This window comes from Cytophagia bacterium CHB2 (assembly GCA_030263535.1).
Lineage (GTDB): Bacteria > Zhuqueibacterota > Zhuqueibacteria > Zhuqueibacterales > Zhuqueibacteraceae > Coneutiohabitans.
This window is the reverse complement of the sequence record SZPB01000113.1, coordinates 1-16,938: the sequence shown is the minus strand read 5'-3', so window position 1 is coordinate 16,938 and position 16,938 is coordinate 1. Positions and strand designations below refer to the sequence as shown.

8 protein-coding genes are annotated in these 16,938 nt (G+C 52.3%); 4 read left to right on the top strand and 4 right to left on the bottom strand.

Annotation, left to right across the window (positions count from 1 at the left end; translation table 11 throughout):
* The first annotated feature begins 9 nt into the window (after nucleotides 1-9).
* From FBQ85_12795 to FBQ85_12780, 4 genes are all read left to right on the top strand, one after another.
* Nucleotides 10-285, top strand: a complete 276-nt coding sequence (locus FBQ85_12795; GenBank protein ID MDL1876031.1) for a hypothetical protein — start codon at nucleotides 10-12, stop codon at nucleotides 283-285.
* 563 nt (nucleotides 286-848) lie between these two features.
* The gene (locus FBQ85_12790) at nucleotides 849-1,271 is read left to right on the top strand and encodes a hypothetical protein (GenBank protein ID MDL1876030.1); all 423 of its coding nucleotides are present in this window, start codon (nucleotides 849-851) and stop codon (nucleotides 1,269-1,271) included.
* A 74-nt stretch (nucleotides 1,272-1,345) separates the two neighbouring features.
* Complete coding sequence (gene solA, locus FBQ85_12785) at nucleotides 1,346-2,494, top strand: N-methyl-L-tryptophan oxidase (GenBank protein MDL1876029.1); 1,149 nt, start codon at nucleotides 1,346-1,348, stop codon at nucleotides 2,492-2,494.
* A 161-nt stretch (nucleotides 2,495-2,655) separates the two neighbouring features.
* Nucleotides 2,656-5,103, top strand: a complete 2,448-nt coding sequence (locus FBQ85_12780) for a transketolase (GenBank protein MDL1876028.1) — start codon at nucleotides 2,656-2,658, stop codon at nucleotides 5,101-5,103.
* 62 nt (nucleotides 5,104-5,165) lie between these two features.
* On the opposite strand, the gene FBQ85_12775 is transcribed toward FBQ85_12780, so the two are convergent.
* The 4 genes from FBQ85_12775 to FBQ85_12760 all read right to left on the bottom strand — a co-directional run.
* Complete coding sequence (locus FBQ85_12775) at nucleotides 5,166-6,353, bottom strand: MinD/ParA family protein (GenBank protein MDL1876027.1); 1,188 nt, start codon at nucleotides 6,351-6,353, stop codon at nucleotides 5,166-5,168.
* 95 nt (nucleotides 6,354-6,448) lie between these two features.
* Complete coding sequence (locus FBQ85_12770; GenBank protein MDL1876026.1) at nucleotides 6,449-9,721, bottom strand: hypothetical protein; 3,273 nt, start codon at nucleotides 9,719-9,721, stop codon at nucleotides 6,449-6,451.
* Nucleotides 9,721-10,515 carry a FecR domain-containing protein gene (locus FBQ85_12765; GenBank protein MDL1876025.1) on the bottom strand — a complete coding sequence of 265 codons (795 nt, stop codon included), beginning with the start codon at nucleotides 10,513-10,515 and terminating at the stop codon, nucleotides 9,721-9,723. The genes FBQ85_12770 and FBQ85_12765 overlap by 1 nt, the downstream gene beginning before the upstream one ends.
* A gap of 290 nt (nucleotides 10,516-10,805) precedes the next feature.
* Nucleotides 10,806-16,938: CHAT domain-containing protein (locus FBQ85_12760; GenBank protein ID MDL1876024.1), on the bottom strand; the 6,133-nt coding region annotated here is incomplete at its 5' end.

The window sequence follows — 16,938 nt, the reverse complement described above, 5'->3', positions numbered from 1 at the left end:
TGGGAAATCGTGATTGTTGCGATCGGCGTGGGCTATCTGGGAAAATTTTTCTTCAAGCCTTCTGATTGGGGATTGCTTATCCCCTCCGCCGCCTTTTTGGTGTTGGGCGGCGGCGCTTTGTTGGATTATTACGGCGTGCTCTACTTTCCGTTCTATGATTTGGAACGCTACTGGCCTATACTTCTCATTGCCATTGGCGCCGGCGTTTTATTCAAAAGCACGCGCAGAATTTCCCGATCCCAACAAGTCGCAACGAAAAGCCTTAACAGCAATGTTACGAGTTGATAGTGAAATGTAGTGGCAAAGCCTTCCGTCGGGGCGCATTTATCTGTTGGGATCGAGTTGGATATTTTTAACTGTCACAAAACTCTTATAAATGCTGGGTGAAATGACATTGAGTTTTCTTTTGTGTGCATAGATTTAGCCTCAAAGAGACCAATGCTCATTTCGTTTTGACTCCCACCGATAATTCTTTCGCTGAATACGCCGATCTCATTCCCCAAACAAATTGGCCGCCGCGCTTGTTAAACGGCAGCCAAAACTGTCCGCGATCTAGATTATCGCATTCTCCCATGCAGCCTGCTTGCTTGTGTATTCTCTACTCACCACGTGTAAATTTCATACCACATCTGCTTGATTGGCTCAACCGTCAGCTCTGCACGAAACCTAAGAAATTCCTGCCGTTAAGCCTCTGGTCCAATCACAGTAGGCGCTTGGCGCTAATTTTGTAAAAGCTTGCCAACGAAAATGAACTGGCAGAGCAGGTATTGGTTGGCGGAATAAATTGTCAAGCTGTTGCTTGATTTGACCAAATTAATAATACGAAACAATTGTTTGCGGAGAACTATATGAAATTCTATGCTTGGATTTCGGTTTGGGCTGCCGTATTATGCCACGGCTGTTACTATGGTTATGATATTCAAACCGAGGTCACCAAAATTCAAAGCGCTGATTTCGCGCCCAATCCCGGTTTGATCGAGGTTTATTTTGGCGAAACTCAACCGGAACGAAAATATGAGCAAATTGCTTTTCTCGAAGTCGTCGGCGAGAAATACTCAACCACCGATTCCCTGTTGGCACGAATGAAAGAAGAAGCGGGTAAAATAGGAGCAGATGCGGTTATCTTCATCAAAAAGTATCACAAGAATCGCGAACGCGGCGATTTGGTGGCGGACGTTATCAATATTGGCAACGAGAATCATGAAATCGAAGGCTATTTCGCGCCGCTGTTGATGGGCGTCGCGATTCGATACCAGCACGGGTCGGAATAGTCTAAGAGGGTATTTGTTCTTGGGTTTCTGAATGCAAGCATGTGTACGCATCGTTTTGCCAGCATGAAAATGATATGATCTATGACGCCATCCTCCTTGGCCTGGGTGCCATGGGCAGCGCCGCCGCTTATCATCTCGCGCGCCGCGGACAACGTGTGCTCGGGCTGGACCGCTTCACGCCGCCGCATAACTTGGGCTCCTCGCATGGGCAAACGCGCATTATTCGCGAGGCCTATTTCGAGCATCCGCTTTACGTGCCGCTTGTGCAAAAAGCCTATGAGAATTGGGCCGAGCTTGAGCACACGACAGGGCAACAATTAATTTTATCAACTGGCGGTGCAATGATTGGCCACGCCGAGGGCGTGCTGGTCAGAGGCGCGCGTGCCAGCGCTGCAACCCATCATCTCCCACATGAGATGCTTTCCGCCCAAGCACTTCGCCGCCGCTTTCCGGCATTTCACCCTTCAGATGAAATGATCGCGGTTTGGGAGCCGCGCGCCGGTATTTTGTTTCCGGAAAAATGTATTGCTGCGCATCTCGCCTCGGCGCGCGCTTTGGGCGCGACCTTACGGTTTGAAGAACCTGCGCGGTCTTGGCGCATAAACGGCAGCGGCGTAGAAGTAACAACGGCAAAGAATCAATATGTTGCCAGCCGTTTGTTGATTACCGCCGGTGCATGGTTTACTCAACTCGTGCCGGATTTGCACTTGCCGCTTGTGTGTGCGCGACAAGCGCTTTTTTGGTTTAAACCCAAGTCGAATCCTTCGCACTTTCTGCCAAAACACTTTCCGATTTTTTTGTGGGAATATGAACCCGATCATATTTTTTATGGATTCCCGGATTTGGGGGAGGGCATCAAATTAGCAATTCATCACGAAGGCGTGCTCACCGATCCCGTTAGAATCAAGCGCGAAGTCGATCCTCAAGAAGCCAGCGGATTGCGCACGATTCTACATCAATTCATGCCGGAGGCTGAAGGCGACTTGCTTAACGCCACGGTTTGCATGTATACCAACACGCCGGATTCACATTTTCTCATAGATCATCATCCGCGCCATCCGCAAGTGTTGCTTGCCAGCCCCTGCTCGGGGCACGGGTTCAAATTCTCCAGCGCGCTCGGCGAGATTCTTGCCGATCTCCTGACCACCGGACGCACAGAATTTGATCTCAGCCCATTTCGACTCGCGCGTTTCACACAAACCGGCGCCTCTCAATCCTCGTGAAGTGTGTTGCCGCAATTTTTTGTTGTATTCTGCTGAGCGCTGCTTTTCCTGCCTTGACTTTCGATTTGACATTCAACGAGTCATTCCCTACTTTTATTCTCATTTTTGAGCAATCTCAATCCGACAAAACAATACTCGCATCACGAATTCCAAATTCAGGAATGGCGCGCATGATCGCTACGAAGAACGGAAAGAGCAAGATTAGCAAACGTTCGTCCCTCGGCCTTACTGCAGAAGAAATTATAAAAGATTATCGTATTGCCTGCCAAAGCCGGCAGGTGAGTCTTGTTAGCCGCAAAGAAGTGATGGGCGGCAGAGCCAAATTCGGAATATTTGGCGACGGCAAGGAAGTCGCGCAACTTGCGATGGCGCGGGCTTTTCAAAAAGGCGATTTCCGTTCGGGTTATTATCGCGATCAAACGTTCATGTTTGCCACCGGCATGTGCAGCATCCAGGAGTATTTTGCGCAATTGTACGCGCATGCCGAGGTGGAGGCTGAACCCAACAGCGCGGGGCGGGCCATGAATGCGCATTTTGCCACGCGCAGCCTGCATCCTGATGGTAGTTGGAAAAATTTGGCCGAGAGGTACAATACCTCCGCTGACGTTTCGCCAACCGGATCACAAATGCCGCGACTCGTCGGGCTCGCCTATGCCTCGCGGTTGTATCGTGAGTTGAGTGAATTGAAATCGTTGACCCAGTTTTCCAACAACGGTAATGAGATTGCCTTCGGCACTATCGGCAATGCCACCTGTGCCGAAGGCATGTTTTGGGAGTCGCTCAACGCGATTGGTGTTTTGCAAGCTCCGGCGATCATCTCAATTTGGGATGATGAATATGGCATTTCCGTTCACAATGAATATCAAATCACCAAAGGCAATCTCTCGGAATTGCTCAAAGGATTTCAACGATCTGCCCGGCGCGGCTCTCCGGATAAAGGTTTTGAACTTTATACCGTGAAGGGTTGGGACTACGCGGATCTCATAAAAGTTTATCAAAAGGCTGCGACACTCGTTCGCAACGAGCATGTCCCGGCCATCATTCACGTCACCGAAATTACACAGCCCCAGGGCCATTCCACTTCCGGCAGCCACGAACGCTACAAATCGAAAGCGCGGCTCGCGTGGGAGCAGGAATTCGATTGCCTAAAAAAAATGCGTGAATGGATGATTGTCGAAGGCATCGCGACGAGGAAACAGCTTGATCAGTTTGAAGAGGAAGATCAAAAGCTCGTCATCGGCATTCGAGATCAAGCGTGGCAGGCTTACCTCGCGCCCATCCTGGCGGAACGCCAAGAAGTTGCCCGGCTGCTCGATGATTTGGCAAACGAGTCCCGGCATAAACAAGAATTGCTCAAGTACAAGGCTACCTTGCTGGCTATTCCTTATCCGTTGCGGCGCGACTTGTTCACAACAATTTGGAAAGTCCTGCGCGTGACGCGTGAGGAGGCTGGAGCTGCCAGGCAGGCGCTGTTGGCGTGGGAGAAACGGCAGGATGAAAACAATCGCGAACGTTACGGCTCTCATCTCTATAATCCCTCTGCTAGCTCTGCGTTGCTGGTCAAAGAGATCAAACCAATCTATTCTAAAACTTCCCCTTTGGTAAATGGTTTTGAAATTTTGAATGCTTGCTTTGCAGCCGCGCTGGCGCGCGATGCCCGCATCATTGCATTCGGAGAAGATGTCGGCCGGCTGGGCGATGTCAATCAAGGCTTCAAAGGCTTGCAGGAAAAGTTTGGTGAATTGCGCGTTTCCGATACCGGTATTCGCGAATGTACGATCATCGGGCAAGCTATTGGCCTTGCGCTGCGCGGCTTGCGCCCGATAGCCGAAATTCAATACCTCGATTATCTGCTCTATGCGCTGCAAATTTTGTCGGATGATCTTGCCACCCTACTTTGGCGCACCAAAGGCGGGCAGAAAGCGCCGGTGATCGTGCGTACGCGCGGCCATCGCCTGGAAGGTGTTTGGCATGCCGGCTCGCCGATGGCCGGTACGATTCATCTGGTGCGTGGCATGCACGTGCTGGTTCCGAGAAACATGACACAAGCAGCCGGTTTTTATAATACTTTGTTGCAAGCAGACGATCCGGCAATCGTTGTCGAAGTGCTGAATGGTTATCGGATGAAGGAACGCTTGCCGGACAATATCGGAGAGTTCACGATTCCGCTGGGTGTCCCAGAAATCATTCGAGCAGGAGCGGATGTTACCGTTGTGACCTACGGCGCTTGCTGCCGCCTCGTGCTGGAAGCCGCTGAGATTTTGCACAACATGAACATTGACGCTGAGGTGATTGATGTGCAGACACTCTTGCCGTTTGATCTTCCGGGCGTCATTGCCAATTCACTCAAAAAAACGAATCGCATTGTGTTTGTAGATGAAGATGTGCCGGGCGGCGCCACGGCTTATATGATGCAAGAAGTGCTTGAAAAGCAGAATGGCTACCGCTGGCTGGATTCCCCGCCGCGCACACTAACCGGGGCGCCGCATCGTCCGGCCTACGGCTCGGATGGCGATTATTGGTCCAAGCCGAATGTCGAAACAATTTTTAGAATCGTTTATGATTTGATGCACGAGGCCGACCCGCGCACTTATCCAAAGTTTTATTAATGATCGTATGTAGCGTTACAATCGAGCGAGATCATTGCCTGTTGTTTTAGCGGGAGGGATTATTATTCGTCGAAAAAGTCTCTCACGGACGATCGGCTCATTTCTCCAATTCTATTCTGATAAACCGATTCCTGCATGCGGCAAGGCAGGCCCCCTTCCTCAAGCTCGCAATTTCCCCACAGCGGGCATTGCACGGAGCAGATTCTGACCTCACTGGTTTCGCGCTGGTGAAGATCGAGCAATGGAACAATGGTGCGGGCGCCAAGAGATTCATACCGGACATTTGCTGCCAGAAGATGGCGCTGTACCATTTTGACCAGGCGAAGGTAATTCTCAGAGTCTGCCGGCAAAATATCCTCCGGACGCTTTGCGCGCAAGGCATTTTGCAGGCGCGCCTCATAGCTCAAATAGCCCCAAACCTCAAGACGCAGGCGCAACAAATCTTGCGTTGCGATTTGTAACGATAACCCCTCCCGGATTTCCCGAAAATCGTGCACACGATTCAAAATCAGCTTGGGTGAGAGCGCGTTGATGACGCGAAAAAATCGCACGGCCTCCCGTACATCGAGGGCGCGAACCTGTTTTCCGATTTCGGTGAGCAGGCGATGATCATGCACATGTGTGGGATCTTGCGAGCGTTTTAACAACTCCAAAACTTTAGGGGTATCGTGAAATGTGCGGTGCAACAAACGAAATACGGCAACTTTGAGGAAATTGTAACATTCTTGCATCGAGGTCGGTTCCGGATTCGCAACCACGATTTGAATGTCGCCGGCATTGAATAAATCGACCTCATTAAATGACGATCCGGCGCCAATATCGACAATCACGAAATCCGTGGTGAGTTGGCGCAAATGCCGGATGATTTTGAGTTTTTCGTTATAGTCGATATTCGCGAATCCCGTGGTGCCCGCAGCGCCGCAAATCAGTTGGACGCCGCCAATCGGAGAGGGGAGCAGGATTTCGACCAGGCTTTTAACGCGCCGCGAGATGAAATCGTGCAACGTCTTTTCCGGATGATCAATCCCCATCAACGTGTGCAGGTTTGCCCCGCCGAGATCGGCGTCAACCAACACGACGCTGGCGCGCGATTGAATCAATGCCAGAGCCAGGCTCGTGCTCACGATCGTTTTGCCGACCCCGCCCTTGCCGCCGGCCACGGTGATGATCTTGAGTTGGCGATGAGAAGTGTTGCGTGAAGGAGAGATCTCGTGAGGGGATTCAGAAAGTGTCGGTGATTGTTCGGGCATCAAAATCCGTTCCTTGCGTTCTTTGCAATCCGTTAATTACATGCAGGTTTTGCAGAATGCGTAGCGGGTATGAGGCCGCGAAACAGAGAGTGATGCTATTTTGTTGCAGGTGTTTGAAGGAAATAACGCAAGGGCAGGCGCGCGAAATCAATGGGGGAAGGCAGGGTGAAGGGCGAAAACCACGGTTTGATGGGTTCGAGCGCGGCGTAAATGAAGCCGTTTTTGATCTCGAAACTCATCGACCGCACATTCCATTTGGCCTTGAGCAGGAGCCGCATGTTCTGAATACCGCGATCTGTGCCTTTGGGGTCGAGCGCTTGTAGCAGATTGGAGGCGACCTTCTTTTCCATTTTTGTGATATTCAATTTGCCGGTCAAATCGCTGATCAGTTGTTCGGAGGTGAATCCCCTGCCGTTGAGATAAAAATCCGCGGACATGCGGGAGCCTTTGTCGAATCGTTTCGCCAATGGCTGCAACCGCGAAATGTCGATCGAAGAAATTTGCATGGCCGTGGAATAACTGAGTTGATCCGGAGAACCGCCGCCCAATCCCACCAATATATTGCCGATCATGTTGCCGTCCAGAAATTTCATGCGCAGTTGCGGAATATCTAAACGCGAGTTGCCCAGGCGCAAATCGGCTTCAATATCGTCGAGCTGATAACCCATCACCTCGAGCCGCGCGATGGACAGTTGCGAGGGGACGCCATTTGCCGGCGCGGCGCGCGGCGCTTTACGAAAAATATCCTCCAGCAACAGCAACTCGCCCGCGTTCGCCAAAGCCGGCGTTTCCTCAGTCAAATGCGGTTTGAGAACGATTTGGGTTTCTTTGCCGATAAGCTGCGCTTCATAATGCTGCTCGTATTTCAAATCGGCGTTGAGATGTTTTATCGTCATCAGCGTGTCGACTGCAATGTCGAGATCACGCGCTTGTAATGTGCCTTTCACTGCCGCGGGCTGGCGCGCGAAAGGATCATCCGGCAGGAACTGATCGATCTCGAATGTGGCTTTGATTGATCCCAGCAATGACAGGCCGGCGTTGGGAGAAATCGCTGTTGGCGCATTCATGTCGAGGTCGAGGTCGGTTTTTACTTGCAAGCCGTTGGCCAGAAAGCTTCCGCGGCTGATGTATGCGCCCGTCACTCCCCAGCGGTGCATTTCGAACCTGCCTTTAGTCAATGCAAAATAGTCTTCGCCAATAATGATGCTGCCGGAGGCAATGGTTTGCGGCAAGGGTTCTCGCAAGTAATCCGGCATTTTCGGCGCGCGGCTCTTGGCCGTAAATTCGCCCTGCGTCGCCGCCGGCGTAATCGACCATCTGCTGCTAATTTGTAAATCATCTAAATAAAGGCCGAGCGCGCTATCCTCATAGACGGCTTGCCCGGATTCAACAAAAAATTCACCATTGTAATCCGAGCTGTCTGGCATAATCGTTTTGCCCGCAAGCCAGCCTTTGAATGCGGCCCGGCCTACAATGCGCGGCGCTGGTGACAGCGAATCTCCTAAGAGATGATGCGGCAGCATGCCGACAATCTCATCTAAACTGATCATGCCATCGAAAAATTCAAAGCGATAGGCGGATGCGGATAGATCGTACTCGCCGTTAAACCTTAAACTGCCCGGTTCAGTTTGTATATTGCCGTCAGTAATTTTGATTTTTGTAAGATCAGGATGCAAAGCAATCGCTGCCGTTGTTTTGAGATGATAAGGCGGAATATCGCCTTCGTCGTCGATGGTGAGATAATTGAGCGGCGCATTATTCAGATTTAATGTGCAGCCAATCTCATTCAGGTTTTTGCCGGTTAACAGCAATTCGCCGCTGATTTTGCCTCGCACACTGTCTGCAGTGAAGGGAGAAAGTTCGATGCTCTCGGCCTGCAGCGCGGCATGAACAGCCACATTCGCTGGTGTGACTTTGCTATTTGTCTTGGTTGTGTTTGATTGAATTCGCGCTTGCCCGCGAATTATGCCGTCGGAAAAATTTTGTATCACGAAGGTGAATTGGCCGTGATGCGGCAAAAAATCGGCGGCGAGTGCGGCCTCGACCTGCAAGTCGAGCGGGCCGATGGCCAGTAGTCGTGTAGAATCGATGGGAAGATTGCAGGAGGCAAGGGCTAGTTGAGTTGACAAGATGGTTTCGTTAGTATCGCTAGCCGTTGCATAATTGAGCCGCACGCGTCCTTGCTCAAACGAAAAACCTGTCTCAGCATCTCGATAAGATAGATCTTTACCAACCAGCGCGAGGTTGTAATGCATGTTTTCGAGATTGCCTCGAAATTCACTTCCGGAAAACTCAAGGTGTCCCGAGAGGGCAATGTCTGCAAGGGCTGGAATCAACCACAAGCCCTCTCGCGGCTGAATGATTTGCATGAATTGATCAAGATCAATTTGCCCGCGATCAACGCGCACATCAAATGTTGCGAGTTTTTCATTTTGGCTGATGTTGATTCGGGCTGCCAATTGTTCCTCGCCGGCAAAAGCCAATCGGAGAGTCGGCATGTCGAGGCGCATCAACGCGAGATTGACGCCCGCTTCCGTGCGCAGATTTATGGGCGGCAAAGAAAAATCCGGGCGATTCTGCCAGCGAATCGACTTGGGGGCGAGAGTCATTTCCCCGCGGAGGGCGAGCGAATCTTGATTCACGGCCCGGCAATGAATTTGCGTTTGCATCTCGGCGGCGAAATCAAAGTTGCACGAAGAATTTTCGGGATGCAAAGAATAAGCGATTGCTGTATTCCGGCCGAGCAAATCAATCTCAGCGCTCAGATTATTCCAATGATCAAATCGCGCCGAGTGAATCGCAAGATCAAGCGGACCGGCGGCAAATTGCTGCGTTACGGTGTCAGAGGCAATCCTTGCTTTGATTTGAATGCCAGTGACAGCAAGTGACGAGAGATTGATATCGACGGGCAGAAGGGTAATTGCAGTATCGGATTCCGCGGCGCTTGAATCATTGAAGGCGCGGATGAGGGCGTCAAGATTGGTTGTGCTGTCCGGCGCTTGCCAGTAAGCAATGACGGGATTGGTAATCGCCAGCTTGTCAATCACGAGGTTGCGTTTGAATAACGAGGAAAAGCGATACGCAAATGTGATTTTTTCGATACTCACCGGCGCGCGTTCACGCACAGGCACGATGCCGCCGGCTGTCACCTCCGGAATGGTGATGCCCTCCATTTCAAATCCCGAGAACAGGTTGAAATGCAAACGGTCGATGCTTACGGTGAGGCCGTAATCGTTGGCGAGCGTACTGATCAGCAGCGCTTTTAACCACTCGGCAGGATATTTTATTCTAAGATAAAGCGTCAGCGCAAGAACGACTGCGGCAAAACCCAGCAAGCTGAACAGCACAATTTTTGCAAACCGCTTCACTAACGATTTCCGCTTTGACGATCACGCGCAAGATTCCATTTCACCCAATCGGTTTGTTCGTCGCGATCATTGGCTTTGAACGAGCCGGTTGATTTGACTTTGCCGTTGGCGCCGATGGTGATTTGTTGCATGTTGCGCACGAGATACACCCATTGATCGAGCGAGATTTGCGTTGGGCCGGGAACCTGGCGCGGGCCTTCGATTTGGCGTCTCTGGCTGCCGCCAATCGTCTGCGGCGTGAGTGTGTCCATTTTTTCCGGCGCATTGCTGATTTTAACTTCGCCGGTGTAGACTTTGAGTTGTGTTTCCTGTTTGGTGGAATCGTGATTCAACCGAAACACGGTGCCGGTAATTGCAGCGCCGGCAAAATCCGAAGAAACGTCGAAAGTTGAGTTGGCGTCCACGGATTTGACTTTGCCCCAAATATCGCCCTGTTCGAGTTTGATCTTGGTCTCCAACTTCTTCTCTTTGGTTTCTTCATAAAGTTTGACGATGTCGATCGTGGTTTTCGGCGCGAGACGAATGAGATCGATCTCGGCAAGCTGCATTTCCGCACGCGACTTGAGCAGGGTTCTCACTTTGTCGCCGGTGTAAACGTTGGTTTTGAGTTGCGCACGTATCCAGTCGAGATCCTGCAGTTGCTTTTTCTTGACATCGCCCTCGACCAGCGTGAACAAGCCTTTTTGCGCTTCATCGAGTTTGCGCTTCGCGCCCCAGGGCTTGGCGGCCAGTGCCATGCACACGGTTATCAACAAAAAGAGAAAAACGAAGGAGAAATGATTCTTCTTGGTCATGGTTTGCCCTTTGGAATGATAATCATCTAATACGCTTTTAAGCAGCAGCTACGATAAAGAATCTCTTACAGAAAAGCAAGCACGCTCATGAGGTCACGGCGCACGGTGTTCTGCAATAAGCCGGGAAGGTTTGCTATTGCAGTTTGTTGTTACTTTGACGTCCAATAGTTTTCCACTTGTCAAATCTGCCCCGGCAGAACTCGTTAAGCTCTAGTGCGGCGGCGTGTACTTCACAAGATTCTTTCAGAATGACAAACAAAAATGAATGTGATTCTCAAGGCAACCGTACTTCATCTCCAATCCCCGGTCAACCCGAAACTCGCCCAATATGCGGGATGACGATTGTGATTATCGCGCACGAAACGCTGGGCCTCGCGCAGCGCTTCCGCTTTGCTGGCGCCAGCTTTGAGATAGCGATAAAACCTTTTGACGGTGATGGCGGTGGCCAAATCATCAACCGTCCAGAGACTCGCGATGAGCGCGGGCGTGCCTGCAAAAATGAAACTGCGGCTCAGGCCGATCACCTCATCGCCGCCGGTGACTTTGGCGAGTCCGGTTTCACACGCCGAAAGCATGACAAGATAGGTATTCAGCTTGAGCCTGAAAATCTCATGCGCCTCGAGGCGGCCGGTGTTATCGCTGGAATCCGGCGCCAACAGCAACGCGGAGAACAACGGATTGCGCTCGTCATAAACACCGTGACAGGAGAGGTGAAGCAGGTTCGCGCGACTCGCGCCCGCAGTCAAAGATTTTTCTGTAGCGTCGCGCCGCGTATAACTTTCGATGTCACCGAAGGTGAATTGCAGGCTTTCGATTTCCTTCTCGGCAAACGGCAGATCATAGCGCGGATTGCCGACATCCGGATTGCCGAGCGCCAAGATGCGCAAATCCTCACGCGCCTCGTCTAGAATGGTTTGACCTTTGCGATAGCAGAAACCCAACACCGTTGCGCTCGGCGCCAGCGCCAAAGCGTGGTCGTCGATGAGATATGTACTATCCGGTTTTTGCAATGCGGCAAAGGGAAGATAATGCAGCACGCCATGCGGCACGATGGCGAGTTGCCCGGCGCTCTGCACCATCGGTGCAATCGGCGCGATCAGGTGATCGTACAAGCGCCGGCCAAGATCTTCAACGGAAGCGCGTTTCGCGATGGCTTTGCGGAATTGCAAAATAAGATCGCTCAAGGTTGTACGCTCTAGCGGAGTCGTAACCGCGCGCACGTGCCGGCGATCCGCCACCCACGTCACCAAAAAATTTTTCGCGAAAAAGTATTCAACCAGGGCCACACTGTCGGGCAAAAGCGCTTGCAACTCCGTTACCGGAAGCGGCTCAACATTTACCAAATCTGCCAGCTCCGGGCGGGCGGCTTTCATTTCAGCCAACAAATTGACATAAGCGGTTTGCAATCGCGCAAGCGAGTCTTGTAGCGCATTTATAGCAAAGCGATCGCTTTCATCGAGAGAGGGTTTCTGTTGCAATGCGGAGATTTTGCCCTGCGCAAAGCTGATCTGATCCCGCAAACGTTTTTGCCGCGCCAGCGGTTCGCGATCCGCGCCCGCGTGCCAATCGATATTGCCGCTTGCGAGCAAATCAGCAAAGCTGCGTGATTTGGCGCGCTCGGCAAATTGCAGCGCTTCGGACTCGCGCTTCATCAACAACAACAGCAAAACCGCTTCTTCATAAATATCCGTCTTGTTGTCGATGAAGCCGCTGCGATACTCTTCGACTTTGATTCGTGCGCTCTGGCGCTCGATGCCTGCCATTGCCCGCTGATAAAAATCCAACGCCGCGGACAAATCGTTGGCTTGCTGCGCGAGCTTGGCGAGCTGCCACAAGCAACGCCATTGTAATTCTTCCTGTTTGATCTCATCCGCTTTCGCCAATGCCTGCTGCAACACTGCGCGCGCTTGGGTTTTGTTGCCGTGACCGGCGAGAATGAGGCCTTCGGTATAAAGCGCTTTGACATGAATGCGCTGATCGCCTAGCTGCGGCGCCAGCGCTTCCGCTGCATTGATGTAGTGTTGCGCTGAACCATTTTGGTTGAGTGCATGGTAAGCTTGGCCAAGATTGTAAAGGTCGTAGAGCAAGCCGCGCGCGGCATTAAGCTGCTGATCGATATCGCGCGCGAGCGCGAAACTGGCGCGCGCCTGGTGAAACTGCTTTTGTTGCATGTAAACCAGGCCAAGATTCTTGTAGACGGTGGCTTGCTCGCGCCGTGCTTCAATCGGTTTATCCTCCTCCCAGGCCAGGGCCAGTTGCAGCGCTTGCTTTTGAACATCGAGGGCTTGGTCAAGCTCGCCGAAGCTGAGCAAAATTAAGCCGCGCGTGGTGTGTCCGCGAATGCCCAGCGCTCGATCCTGCAAGGCCTCGAACAAGGTCAGCGCGCGTTGCTGCTGTATCAACGCATTTTGATAATCGCCGTTGAGCCAGAACGTTTCCGCCAAAGCTTGTGTCGCTTGCGCGAGATTTGCGGTGTCGCTTAAGGCGGTAAACGTTGCGGTCGCATGTTCGAGCAAGGGAATGGCTTCGAAGTATGCCGAGAGGCGCGTGTAAGCGATGGCGGTGAATTGCTGGGCAACCGCGAGCGCGCTCTTTTCCTGCGGAGAGGTTGCGGCGCGCGCGACTTGAAATGCGTCAAGAGCATCTTCCAGATATGTCAAAGCTTGGCCGTAACGGTCAGCCTCAATGGCAATTTTACCGAGCAATGTTTCCACCAGCAAGCGCGCCAGAGGCTGATTTTGCTGCTGGAGGATTGCTGCGGCTTGTTCCGCCCAGGCGAGTGCAGCGTCATAATTGCTGCGCGCCTGTTCGATTTTGGCAAGCTCGAATTGCGAGGATGCCAGCGCCATCGGATTGTTTGCCGGTTCGAGCAATGCCAGGTTTTTTTTCTCGGCTTCGGCGGCGGCTTCATAATCTTTCAGCTCCTGCCGCCAAATGGAAAGATTGCGATAGCTTCGCGAGGCTTGCCTGATGTCGTTTGCGGCCAGGGCCTGCTGCAAAATTTTTTCTTCGATTTCGCATGCGACTGCAAAATTGTTGCCTTCCACCGCGCTAACTTTAATTCTTTCCTCAATGAGTTTGACATAATCTTGCCGGCCGAGCTGTTGCGCCATCGTGAGCGCCGATTGATAATAACGAATTGCGTCGCGGTATTGGCCTTCTTCGCGTGATCTCGTCCCTTTGGCGACGGTGAGATCAAATCGAGCAGTCGCGAACTGCACTTTTTCCGCATCCGTCATGCCCATGTATCCTGTCAACTCAAAGGCGGCCCATGCGGAAGATTGCGGAAAGCGCTCGCGGACATGCGCTTGCGCTGCGCTCAGCGCGTCAAGGGCGGGTTGATCCTTGAAATTTTTATAAAACGCCTCACAAAATGCCGTGCGCTCTTCAGGCGTGATACGCCATTGGGTGTGAATGATCGAAGGCGTACCGGAGTAAATCAGGCTGCGCTGCAAGGCAATCAGCTCTTCACCGGTTTGTTCGGCGTTGTAAGCAAATGCCGTATTGGGTAGCACGACGGCGCTCGCCGTCAAATCCAACTCGAACAAACGATATAGGGGAAACCAGGCGGTTTCCAGCGGCGCGTCTCCGCCTTTTTTGAGTTGCAAGCGAAAGCTGGACGACAACGGATTTTCGGGTTGCGCCAGAAGTTGATGATCGATCTGTACGATGCCGGCTGCCGCAAGTTGTTGGCGCGTTACGCCTGAACGCCAATCCTCGCCTTGCATCACTTGCATTGGCTGCGGTGTGGGAAATTGCGCTGCGCGTTCCTGCTCCGGTTGCGCGGCATCCTGCAGCATCAACAGGTTTTGCGTGTTTAAGTTTTTGTTGCGCTCGGCAAAGGTTAGCGCGGCCAGGCTCGGCGTTTTGGTAAAGCCGAACAAATCGATGGCATATTCGCCTTGATAGCGCAAAGCGCCAAACGGCAAATAATGCAAACAATCATCCGGTACGATGATCAGCCGCGCATAGGAGTCCAACTCAGGTATCGCGCCAAGTAATAATTCGCCCAGTTCCGCCGCTAATGCTGCGCTTTCGATCTGCGGGTCGATCAGGCTGTTGCGAAATTGCATGATGCGCTCGCGCAACTGCCGGCGCGAAATGGCCAGGCGCGTTGCAACAATTTCTTCGGCGGTGATGCGCCAGACCACGGTTTCACGCTCACCGACAAAGTAGCAAAGCGCGGCGCTGTTTTCATCAAGCAGGGCTTGCACCGCGGGCAAATCAACCGGCGGCACGCTGAAGAAGCTTGCGAGTTGCGGATCTTCTTCGAGCGCGTCGGCGACGATTTGCCGATACTGACTCTCTGCGTTTGCCAATTCGGCGCGTACACGCGTCAATTCTTTCGGGCGTTGCGGCTCTTCCAATTCGAGTTTGCGTAGCTCGCTGCGCGCTTTGCTGATTTTGTCTTGGAAGAATGTCACCTCGCCGCCGCCGCCGCCCCAGAGCATGCGATGCGATTCCAGTTTGGGCAGGAGATAGCGTGTGGCGCTGAGATTCGCAAACAATATTGCACGCCGCCGTTCGCTCAACGCTAGCGCTTCATCGCGAGCTCCCTGTTCGGTTAGCAAGATGATGGCGTTTTCATAAAGTTCTCGCTGTTCCTGTCTTTCCGAAAGGCGTTGCTCGATGCCGGCGGGCTCGATCGGCAACCCTTCCAAAATTGCAATCGCGCTGGCATACCACTGCCACGCAGTTTTTTGCGCCAACGGATGTTCTGCCGGCAGACGCCACATTTGCGCGAGGGCGCCGAGGGCATGCTCCACCCGCCACGTCAGTTCCGCTAAATTTCTTTGAATGCTGATCTCATGCGCGATTTGCAAATGCTCGAGCGCCGGGGAATAGTCGTGTGCCAGCATAAACAAGCTGGCGAGGTTGCGCCGCACGATCACTTCTTCCACGAACAATCTTTTGCTGATTGCCAGCGTCAAGGAGGTATCAAGCGCAGCCCGTGCTTGTGAAAGATTTTGCAAGGCTTGTAAAGTTGTATGCAAGTTTTGATTGAGCGCAGGCATCTCCTTGCCGTTGCTGGCAGCAGTCTGTCGTGCCGGCGAAGCCTCGGAAAAATGGCGCAGCGCAACATTATAATAAAGCGCGCCCAGAAGATTGAACACGGCCAGCTTTTGTCTTGGCTCGCTCACCGCAATTTCTTCAATATCGGCGCGGGTGTTCTGCACCAATCGCTCAATCACCAATTTTAACGAATCAGCCTGGCGCGGCGAGGGTTGCGGCAGCACGGCGATAGCGCCCATGTTGATCAAGTTGGCCACCTTGCCCGGCGCAATATTGTTGCGCTGGCAAACCTCGTACGAGCGTTCGAAATAAGCGTAGGCTGTGCCGAACTGATGATGGCTGTACCAGAGATTGCCGAGCTTGTTGAGCGCAATAGCCTCGGCGATATGATCTTTGCGTTTTCGCGCATTTTCAACTTTCCTTTCATAAGTCGTGACGGCCTCGCTCAACTCTTTCCGTGCTTCATGACTTTCTCCGATAATGCTGAAAATCAGCGCTTGTTCCTGATCATAGGTCAAGCCTTCACCGCTGGATTCGCCGAACTGATCCGCGGTTTGCCAGAAAATTGGCAAGCCCAGGAGTTTGATTTCAAATTTGCTTTTCTTGGGCCTGGGAAAGCCGCTGTCACCGCGCTTCACAAGCAACTTAAAAGAGCTATCGCTCTTTTGAATGGCCTCCTCCGTTTCCTCGTTTTTTTGAAAATTGTGCGCGAGATTGCGCAGAACGATGGCCTGGTTTTGCTCGCGCGATTCACGCCTGCCTGCCGCCAACACCGCGCTATAATATTCATTCGAAGATTCATAGTCGCCGAGGCCCTCATACAATAAAGCCAGGCGATTGAGATTGCGCAGCTCACCGTCGGCATCGCGCAAACTTTGACACAAACGCACGGCTTCTTGCAGCAGCGGCGCGGCCTCGAGAGATTTGCCGCTGGCCCACGCGCATTGCCCGGCGCGTTCGTAAATGATCGCCTTTTGTTCGAGATTCGTGAAGGAACTGTCGTATTTGAATTTGATCAAATAATAGTGATAGGCATTCGCATAAACGAACTCGCCGAGATTGTAGTAATTGTTGGCGAGATTGAGCGCCAGATTCGCCTCCGTCAACGGCGCAACGCGTTCGTCGTTTATCGCAATTCCCATGGTCAACACGTCAATGGCTTTTTCATACCAGCGTTCCGGAAGCCTGGGTTTTTGCAGAGTGATCGCGCGAAGAAAATTATCGAGCAGGCGGGGCGTGGCCAGGGCGATTTTTTCAAAAAAACCTTTCGTGCGCTCGCGTTCTTTTTGCTCGAGTTTTTCAATGGCCTCGTAATTGAAACCGAGCGTAAGATAGGCCGGCACCAGCCGGTAGTTGATCGCCAGGCTGCGCTCGATCAGCGCGCATGATTGCCGCAATAGATTGATGTCC